Here is a 19,110-nt window from a genome sequence, read left to right on the forward strand (position 1 = left end):
GCGCGGCTTCATTACGGGAAATCGCGCCATGACGATCGCGGCCGAGGCACGGGCCGGCCACCAGTTCTCTCACGGCTGGCTGACGCGCCTGTTCGACTACAAGCCATTTCTGGTTTTCATCTGCCTGCTGCCGGCCCTGGGCCTGCTGCTGGTTTTTCTGAGCTACCCGCTCGGCCTCGGCGTCTGGCTCGCCTTCACCGACACCCGGATCGGCCGCGCCGGCTATTTCATCGGCTTCGAGAACTTCCAGTCGCTCTGGCACGATCCGGTCTTCATCACCTCCGTCTGGAACACGCTGCTCTATACGGGTGTCGCGACCGTCGGAAAGTTCGCGCTCGGCCTCTGGCTGGCGCTGCTGCTCAACAACCACCTGCCGTTCAAATCGCTGCTGCGGGCGCTGATCCTGGTGCCCTGGATCGTCCCGACGGTGCTCTCGGCGATCGCCTTCTGGTGGATCTACGATCCGCAGTTCTCGATCATCTCCTACATCCTGGTCGACGTGCTCGGCTGGCGCGACACCTATATCGACTTCCTCGGCGCGCCCTGGCCTGCCCGCTGGTCGCTGATCGCCGCCAATATCTGGCGCGGCATCCCCTTCGTCGCGATCTCGCTGCTCGCCGGCCTGCAGACCATCTCGCCGGCGCTTTACGAGGCGGCGATGCTCGACGGCGCCAATGCCTGGCAGCGCTTCCGGCATGTGACGCTGCCGATGCTGATGCCGATCCTGGCGGTGGTGCTGACCTTCTCGGTGCTGTTCACCTTCACCGATTTCCAGCTCGTCTACGCCATCACCCGCGGCGGGCCGATCAACTCCACCCATCTGATGGCGACTCTCGCCTTCCAGCGCGGCATTCCCGGCGGCCAGCTCGGCGAAGGCGCGGCGATCGCCGTGGCGATGATCCCCTTCCTCGTGATGGCGACGCTGTTCAGCTACTTCGCACTCGCCCGCCGCAAATGGCAGCAGGGAGAAGACAATGACTGATCAAGCTGCCGCGGCGCGCCCGCAACTGGTCGAGAAGGAGCAGACCGGGGTCATCGACTGGTCGTCGGGCCCGCGCCGCTTCATCACCCTCTACCTGCCGCTTTCGCTCTTCGTGATCGTGCTGCTGTTCCCGTTCTACTGGATGGCGATCACCGCCATCAAACCGAATGCCGAACTCTACGACTACAAGAACAACAACCCGTTCTGGGTGAAGTCGCCGACCCTGGAGAACATCAACAAGCTGCTCTTCCAGACCGACTATCCGCAATGGCTGCTGACGACGATGACCGTCGCCACGGTCGCGACGGCCCTCTCCCTCTTCTCCAGCGTGCTCGCCGCCTATGCGATCCAGCGCCTGAAGTTCAAGGGCTCGCAATATGTCGGGCTCGGCATCTACCTTGCCTATCTCGTGCCGCCCTCGATCCTGTTCATCCCCATGGCGACGCTGATCTTCCAGCTCGGTCTGTTCGACTCGCAATGGGCGCTGATCCTGACCTATCCGACCTTCCTGATCCCGTTCTGCACCTGGCTCCTGATCGGCTACTTCAAGTCGATCCCGTTCGAGCTCGAGGAATGCGCCATGATCGACGGCGCGACCCGTTTGCAGACGCTCTGGAAGATCACCCTGCCGCTGGCGCTGCCGGGCCTGATCTCGGCCGGCATCTTCGCCTTCACCCTGTCCTGGAACGAGTTCATCTACGCGCTGGCCTTCATCCAGTCAGCGGAGAAGAAGACCGTCCCCGTCGCCGTGCTGACCCAGCTCGTCGAGGGCGACGTCTACCATTGGGGCTCCCTGATGGCCGGCGCCCTGCTCGGCTCGATCCCGGTCGCCCTGCTCTATTCCTTCTTCGTCGACTATTACGTGGCGTCGCTCACCGGCGCGGTGAAGGAATGAGTCCCTGCCGGGCCCGTCCAGGGGCGGGCCCGCTATCAGCATAAAGGTTGGTTTTGTGAGTTCGATCGCCTTCATCGGGCTCGGCGCAATGGGTGCGCCGATGGCCGAGAATCTCGTCAAGAAGCAGTTCCGCGTCACCGGTTTCGACATGCGCCCGCAGGCGCGCGACGCCCTGGCGGCAGCCGGCGGCCATGCCGCGGCGAGCGCCGGCGAAGCAGCACAAGGTGCGGACGCCCTGATCCTGATGGTCGTCAATGCCGCGCAGGCCCGCGCCGTGCTGTTCGACGCCGGGGCGCTCGCCGCCCTCGCACCTGCCGCGACCGTCATCCTGATGGCGACCTGCCCGCCCGGCGAGGTCGAGGCGATCGCCGCCGAGGTCGAGAAGAGCGGCCGCCGCTTCGTCGACGCGCCGGTTTCCGGCGGCGTCAATGGCGCGCGCGGCGGCACGCTGACGATCATGGCCGGCGCCGCACAGGCGGATTTCGATGCCGCCAGGCCGATGCTCGACGCGATGGGCAACAAGGTCTTCCATGTCGGGCTGAGGCCCGGCCAGGGCGCGACCGTGAAGACGGTCAACCAGTTGCTCTGCGGCGTCCATATCGCGGTGGCGGCAGAAGCGCTCTCGCTCGCCCAGAAGGCCGGAATCGACGGCGCGCTGCTGTTCGAGATCATGGGCGGCTCGGCCGCCTCGTCCTGGATGCTGAGGGATCGCGGCCCGCGCATGCTCGACGATGAGCCGCCGGTCGCCAGTGCCGTCGACATCTTCGTCAAGGATCTTGGGATCGTCCTCGATGCCGGCCGGGCCGCCAAGGCTTCGCTGCCGCTCGCGGCCGCCGCACACCAGATGTTCCTCGCCGCTTCGGGCCTCGGCCATGGCGGGCGCGACGACTCGCAGGTCGTCCGCGCCTATCGGGCGCTGAACCCCAAAGCGGCCAACGATGCCTGACTACGATCAGGAACGCGCCGCCTGCGGACAGAACGGTCTGCAGGCGGGGAATGCGGCCGTGCGTAATGAACGGAAGTGTCGGCCTGCGCTAGCGCTTGCGCGGCGGAGCCGTGGTGCCGCGCACCACGAGATCCGGCTTCAGCACGACCCGGCGCGGAGGCGCAGCCGGTTCGGCGATGCGGCGCAGCAGCATCTCGGCCGACTGGCGCCCCATATCGTCCTGGAAATTCTTGATCGTCGTCAGCGCCGGATACCATTGCGCCGCCTCCTGGACGTCGTCGCAGCCGACGAGCGAAAAGTCCTCGCCCGCCTCCAGCCCGCGATGGCGCAGGCCGAGCATGGCGCCGAAGGCCGTGAGATCGTTGAAGCAGACCGCGGCTGTCGGCGGGTTTTCAGCGTCGAGAACCGTCTGGACCCCCTTCAGCCCGGTCTCGCGGGTTCCCCAGCCGGAATAGACCAGCGCCGGGTCGAGCGGCAGGCCGTATTTGGCGAGCATCTCGGAATAGCCGCGATAGCGGTTGCAGCCGGTCGAGATCAGCTTGCTCTGCCCGAGAAAGGCGATACGGCGGTGGCCGAGCTCAAGCAGATGCTCCATGGCGAGCACCGTGCCATGCCGGTCGTCCGAGCCGACGAAGTCGAGGTCGACTCCGTCGATCTCGCGCGAGAGCTGGACCAGCGGCACCTGCGCCGCCATCAGATGCGCCAGCGTCTCTGCCGTCGTGCCGCCGGCCGGGCAGATGATCATGCCATCGGGCCGGTACTCCTTCAGCGTGTTGAGCACGCGGTCCTGACGCTCGAGATTCTCGGCATAGGTGCCGAGCAGGATCGACCGTCCATGCGCCGCTGCCGTCTCCTCGATCGCCGCCAGCAGCTCGGCGAAGTACGGGTTGGTGATGTCGTGGAAGCCGACGCCGAGGATGTTGGTCCGGTCGGTCCGCAGCGAGGCCGCGCTGCGGTTGTAGCTGTAGCCCATCTCGCGCGCCATTTTCTGCACGCGTTGCTTGGTCGCATCGGCGACGAGCGGGCTGCCCCGCAACGCCAGCGAGACGGTCGCGGTCGAGACGTCGAGATGGTCGGCAATGATCTGCAAGGTAACGCGGCCCCGCCCTCCCAAGCGTTCCCGAGGCACCGCTGCGCCCTTCCCGAACGAAGAAGGGTCACGCAGGTTTCCGTCACCAGCCATAAAGCGCTTCTCCTGAAGCGGGTTAACCACGGCCTTCAACCAGTTCTTGGTCAAATCGTTCCGCATGTTCACAGTCCATCTCATATAATACGGAGAAACTGAAGATGAGCGCTCAGAAAGAATCGATCGGCTTCATCGGCGTAGGCTTCATGGGTCAAGGCATGGCCTCGTGTATCCTCGCCAAAGGCTTCCCCTTGACCGTCATGGGGCATCGCAACCGCAAACCAGTCGAAGAACTCAAGGCTGCTGGCGCGCAGGAAGCCGCGACGCCGCGGGAACTTGCCGAAAAGGCCTCGATCATCTTCCTTTGCGTCACCGGCACGCCGCAGGTCGAGGCCGTGGTCAACGGTCCCGACGGCATCGCAGCCGGCGCCAAGCCCGGCACCATCATCGTCGACTGCTCGACCTCGGATCCGAGCTCGACGGTCAGACTGGCAGCCCAACTCTCGGCCATTGGTCTCCACCTCTGCGATGCTCCGCTCGGCGGCACGCCCGCGCAAGCGGCTCTTGGCCAACTCTCCACCATGATTGGGGCGGACAGCGAGGTTTTCGCGCGGATCAAGCCGGTCTGTGACGCATGGGCACAAAAGGTCGTGCATCTCGGCCCGGTCGGCGACGGCCACAAGATGAAGCTGCTCAACAACTTCCTCTCGATGGGCTATGGCGCGATCTATTCCGAGGCGCTGACGCTGGCGCAGAAGATCGGTATCACGCCCCAGACTTTCAACAGCGTGATCTCCGGCGGCCGGATGGATTGCGGCTTCTACCAGACCTTCATGCAGTACGTGCTGCAGCGCGACCGCGACGCCCACAAGTTCACCTTGTCGAACGCGCTGAAGGATGTCCGCTATCTCGAGACCGTCGCCAACGATGCCGGCGTACCCAACCCGGTCGGCAACGCCGTTAAGAACGTCTATGCCCAGGCCGTCGCGGCCGGCAAGGGCGATGACTTCGTGCCGATGCTCTCTGATTTCGTGGCGTCGCAGAGCCGCCTCTCGCTCGCCGACAAGGGCTGAGCGAGGCGTCCCCTAGTCCAGCCGGGCCGAGCCTTCGGGCACGGCCCGGACACGTTCGCGATAGAGCAGATAGAGGCCCGAGGCGATGACGATGCTGGCGCCGATGAAGGTGTAGCGGTCGGGGATCTGGCCAAAGACGAACCAGCCGAGCGCGACCATCCAGACGATCTGCGAATAGTTGAAGGGCGAGAGCATGCTCGCCGGCGCGCGCTGATGCGCCAGGATCAGCAGCCAGTGGCCGAGCGCGCCGAAAAATCCGGTGCTGAGCATCAGCAGCCAGCTCAACCCGTCCGTCGGCCAGGTCCAGATCAGCGGCAGCAGGGGCAGCATCACCACCGCGCCGACGATGCCCGAATAGAACATCGTCGTTTCCGGCGAGTCGCTGGCGGCGAGCATCCGGGTCGAGATGCTGTAGAAGGCGTAGCAGCAGCAGCCACAGACGACGAGCAGCGCAGCCGGATGCAGGCCGCCCAGCCCCGGCCGCGTGATCACCAGCACGCCGACGAAGCCCACCGCGATCGCGATCAGCCGGCGCGGCCCGGCCCATTCGCCGAGGATCGGCCCCGCCAGCAGCGCGACGAGGAACGGCGTCGCGAACATGATCGAGACGGTCTCCGCGAGCTGTAGGTACTTCAGCGCGAAGAAGTTCAGCGCCGTCGAGGTCAGCAGCAGTAGCGAACGGAAGGCCTGAAGCCAGGGCCGACGCGTCCGGACGATGCCGGGCCTCGACCAGGGATTGAGCAGGATCGAGACCAGCGCCACGCTGATGATATAGCGCGCGGCGACGACCTGCGCCGTGGGCAGCGAACTCCCGAGCCACTTCGCCGAGGTGTCGAGCAGCGAGAAGCACAGCACCGCCGCGCACATCAGCAAGATGGCGGTCAGGCGATTCCGGCTTGTGTCCGGGTGCGGAGCAGGTGCGGCCGACAAGCGAGGCGTCTCGTCATGCTCTGGGGGAATGGCCAGAGATCAATGAACCGATTTAGAGACTGAGACCAGCCCGGTGGCGCATGCGCGCCATGCCGCAGAAGCGCCCGGCCAGGTTAGGCCGCGTCGTCCACATCCTCTTCGGGATCGTCGAGCTCGGCGCCGGCCTGCGAAAGCCCCTTGGCGACCTTGCGCAAGAGCTTGCGCAACTGCTTGCGCTCCTTGGAATCAAGCTTCTCGAGCAGTTCGTCCTCGACCTGGTTCCAGACGGCGTCGAGCGCCGCGGCAGTCCTCTGGCCGTGTTCGGTCAGCGCGACCTGGACGAGCCGGCCGTCGCGGCCGCCGCCCTCGCGGCTGACGAGGCCCTGCAGCGACAACCGGCCAATCGTCTTGGAAACCGTCGGCGGCTTGACCCGCAGCAGCCCGGCGAGTTCACCCATCGTCATCGGCGCTGCCTGCAGCGCCTTCAGTGCTTGCTCCTGACCGGGAAAGAGCCCAAGTGCGTTGAGCCGCTCGCCCATCCGGGCCCTGTGCAGCCGGGCTGCGACCAGCAAGGCCCGGCCGACGCTTTTCTCGATCGTCTTGGTCATGAGCCGGCCCCCCGAAAAGATTGCTCATCCTTTTCGCCGGCTCTGCAATCGCCTGCGATCATGACAGGCAAATGACAGTCTTTCGACGCTCACCTAAAATTGCGCGGTCATTCCCTGAATTCTGCGCAGAAAGCGCTCGCGGCTGTCCGGAGTCGAGCGGTTCATGTCGTAATGCGCCTGGTAGCTGAGGCGGGCGGTGGGATGGCAGACCGCCCGCAGCGAGCGGCAGACCAGCTTGCGCGGCGGGTCCCCCATCAGCATCGCCCGCCAGCGTGAGCCGCCATAGGTGGTGACTGCGGCAAGCCGACGAATATTCCAGAGGCTCGGCTGTGCCTGCCCTTCCACCAGCTTGAACGAGACGCCGGGCAGGAAGACCCGGTCGAAATAGCCTTTCAGCATCGCGGGGTAGCCAAAATTCCAGACCGGGAAGCAGAGGACCAATGCTTCGGCCGCGCGCAGCCGCTCGACATAGCCGGCAACCGAGGTGCCGTTCTTAGTAGGATCGAGATAGTCGAGACGCTCCTGCCGGCTCAGCACCGGCTCGAAACCCTCGGCATAGAGGTCGCAATCGTCGACCTCATGGCCGTGCCGGCGCAGCCCGTCGACGGCAGCGGCGTGCAGCGCCGCGCCGAAACTCTCGGGATTGGGATGCGCGTAGACGACGAGGACGCGCATGCTCAGCCGCCGGCCGCTTCACCCAGGCTGCGGAACAGGAAGGTCTTGCCGGCGCGATAGTCGTATTCCGGGTCCTCCCAGGCGATCATCTTGCCGGGGTTGAGCAGGCCCTGCGGGTCCGCCTCGCGCTTGAAGGCGAGCTGGATCTCGTCGGTCTGCTTCATGCCGCCCTCCTCCAGCGTGTAGCGATGCGGGTTGAAGATCGGCGCGCCCATCTCCTCGTGGATCGCCATGATCTCCTCCAGCCGCTCTTCCGTAGTGAAGCGGACCAGCGGCAGGCCGAAGCAGGTGATCTTGCCGTCGAAGCGGACGAATTCGAGATGGCAGGTCAGCTCGTCGCCGAAACGCTGATGGATCTTCTCGACCAGCTCGACCTGGTTGGGGAAGGGGTAGAGCACCTGCAGATAGGTGATCGATGGATCGACCCTGAGCGCCCGCAAGGTGGTGTGGTTCCAGGCCAGTTCGAAGGAGGGCGGTAGACCCTTCGCCTCCTCCGGCGTCAGCTTGTCCGAGCGCATCAAAAGTTCCGCGCCACGGAAGCGGCGGGCATAGGCCAGCGTCGATTCCACCGCGAAATCCGCGACCATGACGATGACGCAATGGCTGTCGCGCGGCAGGAACTTGCGATGGCGCAGGAAGTAGTCGTGCGGCGCTGGAGCCGCGACGACGGCGAGTTCCTTCAGCGCCAGCCCATCCTGCTCGCCCAGCGAATTGGCGAACTCGGTGGCGCCGCGCAGGCTGTCGAAGCCGATGATCACATCGACCCAGTTATAGGCCGGCCCGAGCGGCATCTCGACCTCGGTGATGATGCCGTTGGTGCCATACGCGTGTGAGACCTTGTGCAGGTCCTCGCCCTGCAGCTCGAGGATGCGCGGCTGCGCCTCCATCGTCGCGACGCGCAGGCGGATGATGTTGCCCCAGTCGCGCAGGCCGCCCCACTTGATCGAGCCGACGCCGCCGGAGCCGCCGGCGATGAAGCCGCCGACCGAGGCCGTGTGGTAAGTCGAGGGGTGCAGGCGGATCTCCTGGCGCGAATGCGCCCGGGTCTGCTTGTCGATATCCGAGAGGATCGCGCCGGGCTCGGCGACATAGCGGCCGGGCTCGATCGCCTTGACCTTGTTGAAGCCCGAGAGATCGAGCACCACCCCGCCCGAGAGCGGCATAGCCTGGCCGTAATTGCCGGTGCCGGTGCCTCGCGGCGTCACGGGGATGCCGAGCGCATGAGCAGCGGCGAGCACCTGCAGCACCTCCGCCTCGCTGGTCGGCGAAACGATGATATCGCCGGTGACCTGGTCGAGCTGGCGCTTCAGCGTCGGCGAGTACCAGAAGAAGTCCCGGCTCTTCTGCTTCACCAGCGCGGGATTGTCCTCGCTCTTGATGCTGCCGAGGCGGGCCTTGAGGGCGGCGATGTCGTACTTCGTGCTCATGCGTCGGTGCTCATCAGATGGTCGAGTTCGCGATAATCGGGCAGCGTGCGGTCGATTGCCTTGCCGCAGATCAAGACGGTGCGCTCGGCCTGCGGCCGGGCGAAGAATTCGGTCCAGTCCCGTGCCCGGGTCAGGATCATGTCGGCGGGGCCGCCGACATTGAGCCGTCCCTGTCCGGGCAGGCCCATCAGCGCGGCCGGGGTCGTCGCGATGCTCTGTACCCAGTCATTGCCCGAATGGTCCAGCTGGAGAATGCGCGTTCCCTCGCGCAGCACCTCGACAAGGTCGAGATCGCCATAGGCGTAGAAAGGATCGCGGGTGTTGTCGGAGGCGATCATCACCGGCACGCCGGCTGCCTTCAGTTCGTGCAGCGCGGTGACGCCGCGCCAGCGTGGCGTGCGACCGGCCTGGCGGTCCTGCAGATACATGTTGCACATCGGCAGCGAGACCACGGCGATGCCGGCCTCGGCGACCTTGGCGATGATACGGGCCTCGTCAGCCGGCTGCTGCAGCGCCAGCGAGCAGCAGTGACCGGCGAGGATCTTGCCGGTGAAGCGATGGCGCAGCGCCGCGTCCGCTATATGCTCCAGCGAGCGCGCCGCCGGATCGTTGCTCTCGTCGACGTGGAAATCGAGGTCGAAGCCGTTCTCGATCGCGGTCAGGAAGATCGTGTCCAGCGCCCTGTCGAGCTCCGGGATCATGTAGGTGACGCAGCCGAGCAGCCCGTCGCCATGCGCCCTCACCGCCCGCGTGATCGCCTGCATATGGGCGTCGTCGGCAACCGCCTCGACGCCGAACAGCGGCGAGCCCTGCAAGGCGATACGCCCGTCCCATTCCGCCCGGAGCTCGGCCAGCACCGGCCAGGAAATCCCGATCTGCGGACCGAGCGAGTCGATATGGGTGCGGATCGCCGCCGTGCCATGAGCGAAGGCGCAGCGCAGGCCGAACTCCATGCGGCTACGCACGTCCGGCGCCGTCCAGTTCGTCTCGCGGTCGACGCCGACGCTGGTCAGCGCCCCCATGAAGCTGCCGTCAGGATTGGGCCGGCGCGGCCAGATATGGCCCTTGTCGAGATGGGTATGCACGTCGACGAGGCGCGGCAGGACGATGCCACCGTCGAGATCGAAGGCCGCCCCGGCGTCGAGGCCGGGCATGCCGGCCGGCAGGAGCGAGGCGACGACGCCGTCCTCGATCGCGATGTCGAGCGCGGCGAAGCCATGCCGGTCGCTCGCAATGGTCTCGGCCGAGACCAGGCAGGCCGGCACCCGGGCATTGTTCAAGCGATAGCTGCCCGAGGCCGGGATTGCTGCAAAGCCGGTGGTCACGTGGTTCTCTCCGGCTCGCCAAACGCCGCCTGAATCGGGAGGCGCGAAGATGAGGGCTCGGAGCGCCGCGATCAAGCGGCTCGTCGAACCCTCGCGATCAGAGCCTGAAGACCTGCTGCGCCGTCTTGTGGGCCCGGATGTAGTCCCAGTCATAGGTCACGCCGAGACCCGGCCCGGTCGGGACCGGCACCGTGCCGTCCTTGTCGACGGCGTCGATCTGATCGGAATAGCCGCAGGTGTAAACCGGCGGCACGGCATTCGGGCAGTCCGGGCCGAGCAGCGCGATCTCGTAGAAGTTGGTGTTGCGCGTCGCCGCCATGCAGTGACGATGCGCCGGGCCGCAGGCATGGATCTCGACATCGACGCCGAAGGCCTCGGCGAGATGGGCGATTTTCATCGCCCCGGTGATGCCGAGATCGTATTCCGGGTCGGAGCGCAGCATGTCGGTGCCGCCGGCGATCAGGAAGTCGGCCTTGGTCTCGAAGCCGCGCAGATATTCGGTCTGGAGGATCGGGGTCTTCAGCATCTCGCGCAGCTTCTTGTGAGCGAAGGCCGAGACGCCGCAATCGCGCATCGGGTCCTCGTACCAGAAGTAGTTGCCCTCGTCGCAGGCCCGTCCGACATAGAGCGCGTCGGCGAAGGTTCTGAGTTCGTTGGCCGGGTCGAGCATCAGCGTCATCCGGTCGCCGACGGCCTTGGCGACATGGAGCACGTTGCGCGCCTCTTCCTTGGCATCGCCCTCGTGCCAGCCATGAACCTTGTAGGCACGGTAGCCGAGTTCGTAGCAGCGCTCGGCGAAGTCGGCGAAGGCCTGTGGCGAGTCGAGGCCGCCATTGCGGTCCCCGTGATAGGTCGATGCGTAGGCCTTCAGCCGCGTGCGGTAGCCTCCGAGCAGCGCCGAGACCGAGGCGCCATAGCGTTTGCCGGCGAGGTCCCACAGCGCGATGTCGATCGGGCCAATGCCCATGCCGTCATGCTGGCGCAGCTCGCGCTTCATCTCGTTCCAGATCAGCTCGCGGTGATCGGGATCGCGGCCGAGCAGGCTCGGCGCCAGCGAGAGCGTCTGCGCCATGGTCGAGCGGCTGCCGCCCCAATGCATGACGTACTCGCCCTGCGCCCCGTCATCACTGCGGATGACGATCGCGAACTTGGTCAGCTCCAGCGAGGAATTGGGCTTGTAGCCCATATTGTAGATCGCCCGCAGCTTGTCGGAGGAGACCCCGAGATTCCTCGCCGTGAACGAGAACTCGGTGATCTCCACTTCGGTGATGGTGGCCATGGAGTGTCCTCTTCAGAAGCCGGCGATCTTGGGGAGCCAGAGGCTCAGGGCCGGGACATAGGTGATGATCGCAAGCGCAAGCACGAGCGCGATCAGGAAAGGCCAGAGCTCGCGGATCAGCGGCCCGAGCTTCTCCCGCGTGATCGCCATCGCGACGAAGCAGAGGACGCCGACCGGCGGCGTCACCTGGCCGATCACCAGATTGACCAACAGGATGATCCCGAAATGCACGAGGTCGATCTGCAGCGCCGTCAGCAGCGGCAGCAGGATCGGCACCAGGATGATCATGATCGCGATCGTCTCCATGAACATGCCCGCGATCAGCAGGGCGATGTTCAGGATCAGCAGCACGACCAGCGGGTCGGTGGAGATGGAGGTCATGAAGTCTGTGACGAGCTGCGGTGCCTGCTCGATCGCGAGGATCCAGCTGAACGGCGAGGCCGCCGCGACGATGGCGATGATCACCGCCGTCTCGCGCGCCGTGCCGACCAGGATCGCCGGGAGATCGGCGAGCCTGATCGAGCGATAGATGAACATGCCGACGACCAGCGAATAGGCGGCGGCGACGCCGGCGATCTCGGTCGCGGTGAACAGGCCCGCCCGGAAGCCGACGATGATCAAGACCGGCATCAGGAGCGCCAGCGAAGCGTGACGGAACTCGCTCCACAGGGTCGAAAGCGAGAAGGCGCCGGCCGGCCTGAAGTCGCGCCGCAGCGCCTGGATCGCGATCGTTCCCATGATGCAGCCGGCCATGACGAGGCCGGGGATGATGCCGGCGACGAAGAGCTGGCCGAGCGAGACGTTCGCCTGCCAGGCATAGACCACCATCAGGATCGAGGGCGGGATGATCGGCCCGAGCGTGCCGGCAACCGCCGAGAGCGCCGCGCCGAAGGCGCGCGGATAGCCCATCTTCTCGAGCTGTGGCACGAAGACCCGTGCCGCGGCGGCCGTGTCCGCGACGGACGAACCGGAAATACCGGAGAGGAAGACCTCGCCGACGACGAGCGTATGCGCCGGGCCGCCGCGGATATGGCCGACCAGCGCCTTGGTGAAGCTGAACAGTCGCTCGGAAATGCCGGACGCGTTCATCAGCGAGCCGGCGAGCGTGAACAGCGGGATCGCCAGCAGCGGGAAGGACTGGACGCCGGCGACCATGCGCTGGGCGGCGACGGTCAGCGGCACGCCGTCCATGAAGATCGTGAGCAGGGCCGAGCCCGCCATGGCGATCCAGATCGGCGTGCCTACGACGAGCAGCGCCGCGAAGGTGAGGAGGAGGACAAGCACCATGCCGGGTCACTCGCGCGTGGTGATGTCCGACCAGAGCGCGCCGGTGACGCCCTCGTCGATCAGATTGCGCAGGAGATGCAGCAGCGACAGGAGGCTGCCAAGAAAGAGCGGCGCGATCGCCCAGCCGGCGGAAATGCCGAGCATCGGGGTGAGATTGGGCATCTCGCGCTGGAGATAGAGCCAGGAATACCAGGTCAGGACGCCGAGCACCGTGGCGGTCACCGCCAGTGCAAGAACACCGAAGGCGAAGCAGAGCCAGCGCGGCGCGAACAGCACGACGACATCGATGATGATGTGCGTGCGGGCATGGAAGGCGTTGGCGATGCCGAGGAAGATCATCCAGCCGAAGAGCAGGAGGATCAGCTCCTCCGACCAGGTCAGTGGATCGTTGAGCACGTAGCGGAAGATCACGGCCGCGCAGACCAGCGCGGCGATGATGCCGTGCAGGGCTGCGAGCGCGAGGTTCTCCAGGCGGCTCGACCAGTCGTCGAGCCGCCGGATCAGGTTAAGGCCCGCCATGGCGGGGTCAGCGCTTGCGCTGGGCGTCGATCGCCGCCTGCACGCGCTCGACATGGGGCTTGCCCCAGCGGCCTTCCATGGCCGTGGTCACCACCTTGGCCTTGGCCGCGAAGGCGTTCCGATCGACGTCCTCGACGATCTTCGAGCGGCCGGACTTGCGGATGTCCTCCAGCATCGAGGCTTCGCGCTTCTGCTGGAGATAGGTGTTCATCGCCGAGGCGCGGGCGGCCTCCGCGAACAGCACCTCGCGATGCTCGGGCTTCAGCTTGGCGAGGCTGTCCTTGTTGATGACGATCATGTTGTTCTGCAGCATGTGCTTTGTCATCGCGACATAGCCCTGCACCTCGTAGAACTTGCGCGAGAAGATCGTCGGGATCGGGTTCTCCTGGCCGTCGACGGTCTTCTGCTGCAGGGCGGTGTAGACCTCGCCGAACGGGACGGGTGTCGGCGCGCCGCCGAAGGCCTTGATCATCTCGACCCAGACCGGGCTTTCCGGCACGCGGATCTTCAGCCCCTGCACGTCCTCGGGCTTCTTCACGGCGCGGTCGAGCGTCGTCATGTTGCGCCAGCCCCAGTACCAGATGCGACTGACCGGCACGATGTTGTGCTTGTCGCGCAGCTCGTCGAAGATCGGGTCGAAGGCTTCTGAGCGGATGATCGCCTCGGCCTCGCTCCAGTCCTTCCAGAGGAAGGGCGCGCTCGGGATTTCCAGTGCCGGAACGAGCGAGGAGGCTGCGGCCATGGAAGGCGCCGAGATGTCGAGCGCGCCTTCCTTGACCTGCTTGAAGAGGTCGATCTCCTTGCCGAGCTGCTCGGCCGGGAAGACGCGGACCGTGACCGCGCCCTTGGTGCCCTTGTTCACGCGATCGGCGAATTCGGCGAAGAGTTCGCCGGCGATCTCGCTCGTGGTGTTGGCGTGGCCGAAGCGTAGCGTCTGCGCCTGGGCTGCGCCCATCATGAAGCTGCCGGCGATCAGCGCGGCGGCGATGTGTTTCAACATGTCGGTCCCTCCCTCGGGTCGAAAGCCGGGCCGTTTTCGGCCTCGGCCGGTTGGCTATTTGATCAATCGCTCATAGGAGCCTTGCAGATGCCGGCGCATCGCGTCGGCGGCGGCCTCGGGGTCGCCGGCCTCGAGCGCATCGACGATGGCGTAGTGCTCGCGATGGGTCGGGCCGACATCCTGCTCGCGCGTCAGGTAGAGGCGCGAAATGTGCAGGTGGAAACGCAAATCGTCATAGCTCTTCAGCGCGACCTGGTTTCCGGCCAGCTGCAGGACGATGCGATGGAAGCGATCATCCGCCTCGGTGAAAGCGCGATGGCTGCGGTATTCGCGCGATGGCTCGCCGGCCATCATCGCCGCGACCGCCGCGCGCAGCCCCGCGATCGCCTCGGCAGCCGGCTGGCGCCGTGCTGCCGAGGCCGCCGCCCAGGGCTCGATCACGCCGCGGAAACTGTAGACGTCCTCGTAATAGCGCTGGTCGGGCACCGGCGCGGTCGTGAAGCCGATGAAGGGCTCGGCGCGCACCAGCCCCTCGGCGGTGAGCCGCATCAGAGCCTCGCGGATCGGCGTCGAACTGACGGCGAACTCGCGCACGAGCGCGTCGATATTGAGCCGCTCGCCGGGCACATAGGCCTGGTCGAGAATGCGTTCCTTGATCAGCTCATAGACCTGCTCGGCCAGAACGACCCGGGACGGCTTACGGAATGAGGGCTCGGCATGCATCATGGATCGTGCATGATTTTGACATAGACCAAACTAAGTCAAGGCCTTCCGGTCATGCGGCCTTGTTTGCGCTGCAGCAATCGCGCATGAGAACGGCTCGCGAGAACGCAAGGACGAGCACATGCCGGCACAAGCGCGCATCATCGACGGCAAGGCGGCGGCAGCCGAGCTGCGGGCGGGGATCGGCCGCGAGGTCGCGGCGATCAAGGCGGCCAAGGGCCTGGTGCCGGGTCTCCATGTCGTCCTGGTCGGCGACGATCCGGCGAGTCGCGTCTACGTCGCCTCCAAGGAGAAGCTCGCGGCCGAGATAGGCATGAACTCCGTCGCCCACCGCCTGCCGGCGGAAACGACCGAAGCCGAGCTCCTCGCCAAGATCGCCGCGCTCAACGCCGACGATGCGGTCGACGGCATCCTGGTCCAGCTGCCCCTGCCCAAGCATATCGACACCGGCCGGATCATCGACGCGATCGACCCGGCCAAGGATGTCGACGGCCTGCACCCGATCAATGCCGGCCTGCTCGCCGGCGGCAAGAACGGGCTCGTGCCCTGCACGCCGCTCGGCTGCATGCTGCTGCTCAAGCAGACCCTGCCGTCGCTTTCCGGCCTTGATGCCGTGGTGGTCGGCCGCTCGGAACTGGTCGGCCGGCCGGTCGCGCAATTGCTGCTCCAGGCCGATTGCACCGTCACCATCGCCCATTCGCGCACCCGCAACCTCGCCGAGGTGGTGCGCCGCGCGGATATCGTCGTCGCCGCGGTCGGCCGCCCGCTGATGATCAAGGGAGACTGGCTCAAGCCGGGCGCGACGGTGATCGATGTCGGCATCAACCGCATGCCCGACGGCAAGCTCGCCGGCGATGTCGACTTCGCCGAGGCGGCCACGGTTGCCGGCGCGATCACGCCGGTCCCGGGCGGCGTCGGCCCGATGACCATCGCTTGCCTGCTCCGAAACACGCTGACGGCGTTTCACGCGCGCCGGGGCAAGTAAGGGCCGTCATTCATGGCCGGGCTTGACCCGACCATCTCAGGACGAGAATGCGCGCCGCGCTCCGCCCCCCAGAAAGCAAGACGCCCGGCTCTTCGCCGGGCGTTTTTCGTTCTGCCTAGGCCCTTGACCGGGCCGCGTCCGGCGAGGACGCCCGATCACATATGGATCGGGCGCTTGTCGACGGCGAGCGCCGCTTCCTTCACCGCCTCGGCCAGCGTCGGGTGCGCGTGGCAGGTGCGGGCGAGATCCTCGGCCGAGCCGCCGAACTCCATCAGCACCGTGACCTCGGCGATCAGGTCGCCGGCATGCGGGCCGATGATGTGGCAGCCTAGCACCTTGTCGGTCGTCGCATCGGCGAGCACCTTCACGAAGCCGTCGGTATGGCGCATAGCGCGAGCCCGGCCATTGGCGGTGAAGGGGAACTTGCCGACCTTGTAGGCGACGCCCGCGGCCTTCAGCTCCTCCTCGGTCTTGCCGAGCGCGGCGACCTCGGGGGCGGTGTAGACGATGCCGGGAATGGCGTCGTAGTTCACATGGCCGTGCTTGCCGGCGATGATCTCGGCGACCGCGACGCCCTCATCCTCGGCCTTGTGCGCCAGCATCGGCCCGCGCACCACGTCGCCGATCGCGTAGATGCCGGCGACATTGGTCTTGAAATGATCGTCGATGACGACGCGGCCGCGTTCGGTCGCGACACCGGCCTTGTCGAGGCCGAGCCCGTCCGTGTTCGGACGGCGGCCGATCGCGACCAGCACGATGTCGGCATTCAGCGTCTTGGCCTCGCCGCCGGCGGCCGGCTCGACCGTGACGGTGGCGCCGCCCTTCTTGCCGGTCTCGACCTTGGTGACCTTCGAACCGAGATGGAACGCGAAGCCCTGCTTCTGCAGGATGCGCTGGAACTGCTTGGCGATCTCGTCATCCATGCCGGGCAGGATGCGGTCGAGATACTCGACCACAGTGACCTTCGCGCCGAGACGGGCCCAGACCGAGCCGATCTCGAGCCCGATCACGCCGGCACCGACGACCAGCAGCTCCTTCGGCACGGCGGTCAGCTCGAGCGCGCCGGTCGAGGTCACGATGGTCTTCTCGTCGGTGGTGACGCCCGGCAGCGCCGTCGATTCCGAGCCGGTGGCGATGACGATGTTCTTGGTCGTCAGCTCCTGCGTCTTGCCGTCCTCGGCGGTGACGACGACCTTGCCGGCGGCCGGGATCGAGGCGGTGCCGTGGAAGGGGTCGATCTTGTTCTTCTTCAGCAGGAAGGCGACGCCGTTGACGTTGGCGTCGACCGTCTCCTGCTTGTGGACCAGCATCTGCTTCAGATCGAGCTTGGGCGTGCCGACATCGATGCCGAGGCTGGGGAAGGTATGGCCCGCTTCCGCGAACATCTCGGAAGCGTGCAGCAGGGCCTTGGAGGGGATGCAGCCGACATTCAGGCAGGTGCCGCCATGGGTCTTGCGCTTCTCGACCACCGCGACCTTGAGGCCGAGCTGGGCGGCGCGGATGGCGCAGACATAGCCGCCGGGGCCGGTTCCGATGACGACGAGATCGTAGGACATGGTCTCTCTTTCGTTCAGACTTTACGATTGCTGTTGCGCCAGAGGCGCGTTGAAGGCCCAGAGATGGCCGAAGGGATCGCGCAGGCGCCCATATCGGGCGCCCCAGAACACATCGCTCGCCGGCATGACGACATCGGCGCCGGCAGAAGCTGCCCTGGCGATGGCGGCATCGACATCGGCGGGCCGCGGCAGGTTGATGCTGATCGTCATGCTGGCGCCGCTCCGCGAGCTCGGCGCCATGATATCGCCGCCGAACTCGGGGAATTCGTCGTGCAGCATCACCTCGCTGCCGAACATGGCGAGATTGGCGTGCATCACGCGCTTACCGTCCTCGGCCATCGCCTTGAAAGTGCACTGCGCGCCAAAAGCCTTCTCGTAGAAGGCGATCGCCGCGTCGCCGCCCTTGACGCAGATATGCGCCTGGATCGGTGGTGGGTTAGGTCCGAAAGCCATGCTCCCTCCTCCTTCCGGGGTCAGACCAGCAGGCGGGCCGCCATCAGCGCCAGGCCGATCGCGGCGGCGAGCCAGACGAGGCTGCGCCAATACGGGACGCCGGCGAGGTAGAGCGGCAGGTAGACGATACGGGCAGCGAGCCAGAGACCGCCGCCGATCAGGCCGACGCCATCGGCCCGGCCGCTGGCGATCAGCGCCACGGCCAGCACCGCGAAGGCCGGATAGGTCTCGAGATAGTTGCGCAGCGCCCGCTCGGCCCGCCCGGCAACGACACCTTGCGGCCGCTCGCCCGCGTCACGCGCCCCGACATTCCAGGCGGAGCCCAGCTCGCTGGTCGCCGCGATCGCCTGCGCTCCGATATGGAGGAAGAGCAGAGCGACACTCGCGACGATCAGCGAGAGCATGGACCGGCAGCCTCAGAGGTCGAGGACGAGACGCGCCGGGTCCTCCAGCGCCTCCTTGATGCGCACCAGGAAGGTCACGGCCTCCTTGCCGTCGATGATGCGGTGGTCATAGGAGACCGCCAGATACATCATCGGCCGGATCACGATCTGGCCGCCGACCACCATCGGCCGCTCCTGGATCTTGTGCATGCCGAGGATCGCCGACTGCGGCGCGTTCAGGATCGGCGTCGACATCAGCGAGCCGTACACGCCACCATTCGAGATGGTGAAGGTGCCGCCCTGCATGTCCTCGATCTTGAGGGAGCCGTCGCGCGCCTTCTTGCCGAGGACGCCGATCTCCTTCTCGACGCCGGCGATCGACAGCTGGTCGGCATCGCGCACCACCGGAACCACCAGGCCCTTGTCGGTGCCGACGGCGACCGCGACATGGTAGTAGTTCTTGTAGACGATGTCGGTGCCGTCGATCTCGGCGTTGACCGAGGGGATCTCCTTCAGCGCCTGCACGCAGGCCTTCACGAAGAAGCCCATGAAGCCGAGCTTCACGCCGTGCTTCTTCTCGAAGACGTCCTTGTACTGGTTGCGCAGCGCCATCACCGCCGACATGTCCACCTCGTTGAAGGTGGTCAGCATCGCCGCGGTGTTCTGCGCTTCCTTGAGGCGGCGCGCGATGGTCTGGCGCAGCTTGGTCATCTTGACGCGCTCTTCGCGCGAGGCGTCGTCCGGCGCCGACGGAGCGCGGACCTGCGCAGCCGGGGCCGGAGCCGAGGCGGCGACGGCCGGGCCGGTCGCGATCGCAGCGAGCATGTCACCCTTGGTGACGCGGCCATCCTTGCCGGAGGCTGCGACGCTCGACGGATCGACGCCGCTCTCGGCAGCGAGGCGGGCGACGGCCGGGCCGGAATCGGCGGCCTTGGTCGCGGCGCCGGAGGCGGCCGGTG

General features: G+C 66.4%; 20 protein-coding genes. 5 read left to right on the plus strand and 15 right to left on the minus strand.

Going from position 1 to position 19,110, the window contains the following annotated elements:
- The first annotated feature begins 28 nt into the window (after positions 1 to 28).
- Genes RKE40_RS15200 through RKE40_RS15210 form a run of 3 tightly spaced genes read left to right on the plus strand, consistent with a single transcriptional unit; the run spans position 29 to position 2,823 of the window.
- Positions 29 to 982 (plus strand): carbohydrate ABC transporter permease, encoded by a 954-nt coding sequence (locus RKE40_RS15200; protein WP_316019073.1) that lies wholly within the window; start codon positions 29 to 31, stop codon positions 980 to 982.
- On the plus strand, positions 975 to 1,877 hold the full coding sequence (locus RKE40_RS15205; RefSeq protein ID WP_316019074.1) for a carbohydrate ABC transporter permease: 903 nt from the start codon (positions 975 to 977) through the stop codon (positions 1,875 to 1,877). The genes RKE40_RS15200 and RKE40_RS15205 overlap by 8 nt, the downstream gene beginning before the upstream one ends.
- A gap of 55 nt (positions 1,878 to 1,932) precedes the next feature.
- Entirely contained in the window at positions 1,933 to 2,823 is an 891-nt protein-coding gene (locus tag RKE40_RS15210; protein WP_316019075.1) for an NAD(P)-dependent oxidoreductase, read from the plus strand.
- A gap of 88 nt (positions 2,824 to 2,911) precedes the next feature.
- Here RKE40_RS15210 and RKE40_RS15215 read toward each other — a convergent pair whose 3' ends face one another.
- Positions 2,912 to 3,913 carry a LacI family DNA-binding transcriptional regulator gene (locus RKE40_RS15215; protein WP_316019076.1) on the minus strand — a complete coding sequence of 334 codons (1,002 nt, stop codon included), beginning with the start codon at positions 3,911 to 3,913 and terminating at the stop codon, positions 2,912 to 2,914.
- 197 nt (positions 3,914 to 4,110) lie between these two features.
- Between RKE40_RS15215 and RKE40_RS15220 the strand changes: the two genes are divergently transcribed.
- Complete coding sequence (locus RKE40_RS15220; RefSeq protein ID WP_316019077.1) at positions 4,111 to 5,022, plus strand: NAD(P)-dependent oxidoreductase; 912 nt, start codon at positions 4,111 to 4,113, stop codon at positions 5,020 to 5,022.
- Positions 5,023 to 5,034: 12 nt separating this feature from the next.
- On the opposite strand, the gene RKE40_RS15225 is transcribed toward RKE40_RS15220, so the two are convergent.
- The 10 genes from RKE40_RS15225 to RKE40_RS15270 all read right to left on the minus strand — a co-directional run bounded on the left by RKE40_RS15225 (position 5,035) and on the right by RKE40_RS15270 (position 14,777).
- Positions 5,035 to 5,895 (minus strand): DMT family transporter, encoded by an 861-nt coding sequence (locus tag RKE40_RS15225; protein ID WP_316019078.1) that lies wholly within the window; start codon positions 5,893 to 5,895, stop codon positions 5,035 to 5,037.
- A gap of 170 nt (positions 5,896 to 6,065) precedes the next feature.
- Entirely contained in the window at positions 6,066 to 6,539 is a 474-nt protein-coding gene (locus tag RKE40_RS15230) for a MarR family winged helix-turn-helix transcriptional regulator (RefSeq protein ID WP_316019079.1), read from the minus strand.
- Between the two features lie 93 nt (positions 6,540 to 6,632).
- Positions 6,633 to 7,214 carry an NAD(P)H-dependent oxidoreductase gene (locus RKE40_RS15235; RefSeq protein WP_316019080.1) on the minus strand — a complete coding sequence of 194 codons (582 nt, stop codon included), beginning with the start codon at positions 7,212 to 7,214 and terminating at the stop codon, positions 6,633 to 6,635.
- Positions 7,215 to 7,216: 2 nt separating this feature from the next.
- On the minus strand, positions 7,217 to 8,641 hold the full coding sequence (locus RKE40_RS15240; protein WP_316019081.1) for an FAD-binding oxidoreductase: 1,425 nt from the start codon (positions 8,639 to 8,641) through the stop codon (positions 7,217 to 7,219).
- Entirely contained in the window at positions 8,638 to 9,966 is a 1,329-nt protein-coding gene (locus RKE40_RS15245; RefSeq protein ID WP_316019082.1) for a cytosine deaminase, read from the minus strand. Before RKE40_RS15245 ends, RKE40_RS15240 begins: the two co-directional genes overlap by 4 nt.
- Positions 9,967 to 10,063: 97 nt before the next feature.
- Positions 10,064 to 11,245, minus strand: coding sequence for an enolase C-terminal domain-like protein (locus tag RKE40_RS15250; RefSeq protein WP_316019083.1), 1,182 nt, complete (start codon positions 11,243 to 11,245; stop codon positions 10,064 to 10,066).
- 12 nt (positions 11,246 to 11,257) lie between these two features.
- On the minus strand, positions 11,258 to 12,532 hold the full coding sequence (locus tag RKE40_RS15255; RefSeq protein ID WP_316019084.1) for a TRAP transporter large permease: 1,275 nt from the start codon (positions 12,530 to 12,532) through the stop codon (positions 11,258 to 11,260).
- 6 nt (positions 12,533 to 12,538) lie between these two features.
- Entirely contained in the window at positions 12,539 to 13,051 is a 513-nt protein-coding gene (locus RKE40_RS15260; protein WP_316019085.1) for a TRAP transporter small permease, read from the minus strand.
- Positions 13,052 to 13,058: 7 nt separating this feature from the next.
- Positions 13,059 to 14,051 (minus strand): TRAP transporter substrate-binding protein, encoded by a 993-nt coding sequence (locus tag RKE40_RS15265; protein WP_316019086.1) that lies wholly within the window; start codon positions 14,049 to 14,051, stop codon positions 13,059 to 13,061.
- A gap of 54 nt (positions 14,052 to 14,105) precedes the next feature.
- A complete protein-coding gene (locus RKE40_RS15270; RefSeq protein ID WP_316019087.1) occupies positions 14,106 to 14,777 on the minus strand; it encodes a GntR family transcriptional regulator in 672 nt (223 codons plus the stop codon).
- Positions 14,778 to 14,895: 118 nt separating this feature from the next.
- On the opposite strand from RKE40_RS15270, the gene folD reads away from it, so the two are divergent.
- Positions 14,896 to 15,759 (plus strand): bifunctional methylenetetrahydrofolate dehydrogenase/methenyltetrahydrofolate cyclohydrolase FolD, encoded by an 864-nt coding sequence (folD, locus tag RKE40_RS15275; RefSeq protein WP_316019088.1) that lies wholly within the window; start codon positions 14,896 to 14,898, stop codon positions 15,757 to 15,759.
- 155 nt (positions 15,760 to 15,914) lie between these two features.
- Here the strand turns inward: folD and lpdA are convergent, their stop codons facing one another.
- The 4 genes from lpdA to odhB form a co-directional block, all read right to left on the minus strand.
- Positions 15,915 to 17,315 (minus strand): dihydrolipoyl dehydrogenase, encoded by a 1,401-nt coding sequence (gene lpdA / locus RKE40_RS15280; protein ID WP_316019089.1) that lies wholly within the window; start codon positions 17,313 to 17,315, stop codon positions 15,915 to 15,917.
- Positions 17,316 to 17,336: 21 nt separating this feature from the next.
- On the minus strand, positions 17,337 to 17,768 hold the full coding sequence (locus RKE40_RS15285; RefSeq protein ID WP_316019090.1) for a VOC family protein: 432 nt from the start codon (positions 17,766 to 17,768) through the stop codon (positions 17,337 to 17,339).
- A 20-nt stretch (positions 17,769 to 17,788) separates the two neighbouring features.
- On the minus strand, positions 17,789 to 18,172 hold the full coding sequence (locus RKE40_RS15290; RefSeq protein WP_316019091.1) for an MAPEG family protein: 384 nt from the start codon (positions 18,170 to 18,172) through the stop codon (positions 17,789 to 17,791).
- Positions 18,173 to 18,184: 12 nt separating this feature from the next.
- Positions 18,185 to 19,110: 2-oxoglutarate dehydrogenase complex dihydrolipoyllysine-residue succinyltransferase (gene odhB, locus RKE40_RS15295; RefSeq protein ID WP_316019092.1), on the minus strand; the 926-nt coding region annotated here is incomplete at its 5' end.

The organism is Allobosea rubneri (genome assembly GCF_032464875.1).
GTDB lineage: Bacteria > Pseudomonadota > Alphaproteobacteria > Rhizobiales > Beijerinckiaceae > Allobosea > Allobosea rubneri.